This is a genomic window from Vibrio sp. V39_P1S14PM300 (genome assembly GCF_009904765.1).
GTDB lineage: Bacteria > Pseudomonadota > Gammaproteobacteria > Enterobacterales > Vibrionaceae > Vibrio > Vibrio proteolyticus.
Genome location: NZ_WXWP01000210.1, coordinates 1 through 2,661, shown reverse-complemented (window position 1 = coordinate 2,661; position 2,661 = coordinate 1). Strand labels below are relative to the sequence as shown.

At 47.0% G+C, this 2,661-nt stretch carries 2 protein-coding genes; one reads left to right on the top strand and one right to left on the bottom strand.

Annotated elements, in window-relative coordinates:
- The coding region (locus CAG65_RS10700) for a peptidoglycan DD-metalloendopeptidase family protein (protein WP_237668797.1) at positions 1-1,182 on the top strand (1,182 nt) is incomplete at its 5' end.
- Between the two features lie 76 nt (positions 1,183-1,258).
- Here CAG65_RS10700 and CAG65_RS10695 read toward each other — a convergent pair.
- The gene (locus CAG65_RS10695; protein ID WP_161453614.1) at positions 1,259-2,413 is read right to left on the bottom strand and encodes a lytic polysaccharide monooxygenase; all 1,155 of its coding nucleotides are present in this window, start codon (positions 2,411-2,413) and stop codon (positions 1,259-1,261) included.
- Positions 2,414-2,661 lie beyond the last annotated feature (248 nt).

The window sequence follows — 2,661 nt, the reverse complement described above, 5'->3', positions numbered from 1 at the left end:
CACTATAGGCAAAAAATTTATATTTTTTTCTTACAGATTGTAATCCACGACTCATACGTGCATAATTCCGAGTCAAAAAATAAAGCGTTAACGCTAATAATTAATTCGTCAGAATCGGCTAAATCTATGATGGTGAACACTGAGTACCTCAAAAATACGCTATCAGAGTTAAGTGAGTTCAGGCCTTCTCCGAAAGCCTGCTACCTTGGCTTTGCCCTGCTATTCATTACGATCCTTACTTACTCCGTGTCCATGCGTACCGCACCAGACACATCGGCAGCCTGGAGACTTCCCCCTCTGGAAGAGCCGCCAATCTCCGTAGAGCACCCTGTCACGTCCAGTTTTAGAATATATAATGCGCATATTCAGGGCTCTTTTTTTATTTCCGCACTGGATGCAGGAATGAGTTCCTATGAAATCAGTACCTTAGTCAGTACATTAAATTCACATTTTAACTTTGTCACCATTCCAGAAGACGGCGCTGAATTTTCTGTCGAGTTTGATGATATTAAATCGTCAAAGGTCCGAGCTTTTTATTATAAAGATCAGGACAAGCAGTTTTTTGCTATGCGTTATAAAAATGGTCACTTCTATAATCAAGACGGCGTCGCACTTGAGGAAGAAGCATTTCTGTTACAACCAACCACAGTCCATTTTCCTATCAGTTCAGGCTTTGACTTAGATCGCTTGCACCCGATCACACGCAGAGTCACTCCCCATCACGGCACAGACTACATGACTCCCGTTGGTACACCTGTGATGAGCATTGGTTCTGGTGAAGTCATCGCTTCGCGTTACGACCGGTTCGCTGGTAACTATATTACCGTGCGTCACAGCAACGGCTACGCCACTCGCTATCTGCATTTATCAAAACGCTATGTACATAAAGGCCAGATCATCAAAAAAGGTCAACCGATCGGATTGACTGGCAATACTGGCAGAACAACAGGCCCCCACCTGCATTTTGAGCTGCTGAGTAACGGGAAGGCGATTGATTTTGAACGTTACCGCTATCAGTTGAAATCTCCTAAATCGGACATTCTACTGAGCCGGGCAGAAAAAAAAGAAATGCAACTTGAGATTCAGCTGTTTATGGCACGAGTGGCAGAGCAGCAGCAACTCGGCTTAGCGATGAACTCTCCCAAAAACAATGAGCGTCCCGCAAAACCACTGGCTCAGTAGTCGATCTCATAAAAAGTAATTCTCATTAAAAAAGAGGCTCTTTGAGCCTCTTTTTTATCTATCGATTCCAATACGTCTAGCGCCAAACTCCCCACTCTCCCGTAGTTCCGGGTTCATCTCCCTGGGTCCACCACTGCGCTGTCCACTCTCTGCCAGCATGCGACACCACATCGCCCGCCACATACGTTGCACTCACGCTCCAGGCATTTTCTGGCTGAGGTGGCGGCGTTGTGTCGTCTTTGATGAGTGAGACTTGATAGCTGTAGGAATCATCCGGCGCAAATACTTGATTGGCATAAATGTTAGCGGTGTCATACATGTAATGGTTCATTTCTTCGTGCCAAATGCCAATAAACCACTCGCCTTGTTTACTCTCATTGAATTGCGCTGCTAACTCCGCAGACCAGGTCGCTGTGTTATTGGCAGTGATTGGCAAGCTAACGTCCGTGTTTTCGCTCCCACTTGCGTCAAACGTACGCAGACGAACGGTATCTCCAGGTTCAACCGGGCCGAAACCTTGAGAAACAAAATAGCCCAACGCCGTCAGGTTATCTGCCGGGTCTGTTGGATCGGTTGGATCCGTTGGTCCCGTGCTGCCATCACCACTGAAGGTAATGTCACTACAGTTATAAAAGCCTTCGCCTGCCGGGTCTTCGCGTTGCCAGCGCGTATACAAAATGGCATCACCATTGCGGCCAGCAGGTAAAGTAACCTTGAAGCGATAACGCTTATCCTCACCAACCTGAGTATTCCCGGCCGTATCCACCAGCTCAAGATCATCCCAAGTGAGTGGCGCATTGTGGTCATATCCGGGTTTGGTCAGGTAGAACTCCCAGAATGAAGGATTGTGTGGTGCTGTTGCATTGAACACCAGTTCGATTTGATTGTTGGCATCGAGGGTGATGGCCGTCTTTTGCCAATACGGTGATGGTATATCTAAACCCGATTTGGCGCTGTCGGCCGCAGAGCAGAGGCTGCCATCACGAACGGTCGCTTTCACATGAGCCATATCGTTGTAATTCGCAACATTGGCCGCAACCTCATTGCGCTGCACAAATGGATAGGCTCCTGATTCATCGTAAGCAGCCTGACAAGCCTGGTTAGGGATGTTGTTATCCCAAAAACCGCCGTCGAGATAACACGTATTCTGTCTTGCACTTGGAAACTCTACCCAACCATGAGCATTGGCCGCAACAGGCATCATCAGCCCTAAGCCAGATGCCGCCAACATCAGTGACGTTATTTTTTTCATCATTTTATCCTTGTGTAAGTCCGGCTCATTACCGCAAGGGCTCTGAGCATGCACATGCCAAGAATGGCTCTAACAAATTAGCAAGGAAATGTTCAAAAATCGGGTTGGTGTCTCTGATCTGCTATCTCCTTTCCAATCAATCGGCAACAAACATAAAGTTGCGTCTGTCGCTTCGAGTCACTTCAAAGTTTAATTATTGAGCGAAATGGAATTTAACCGTCTAGCAT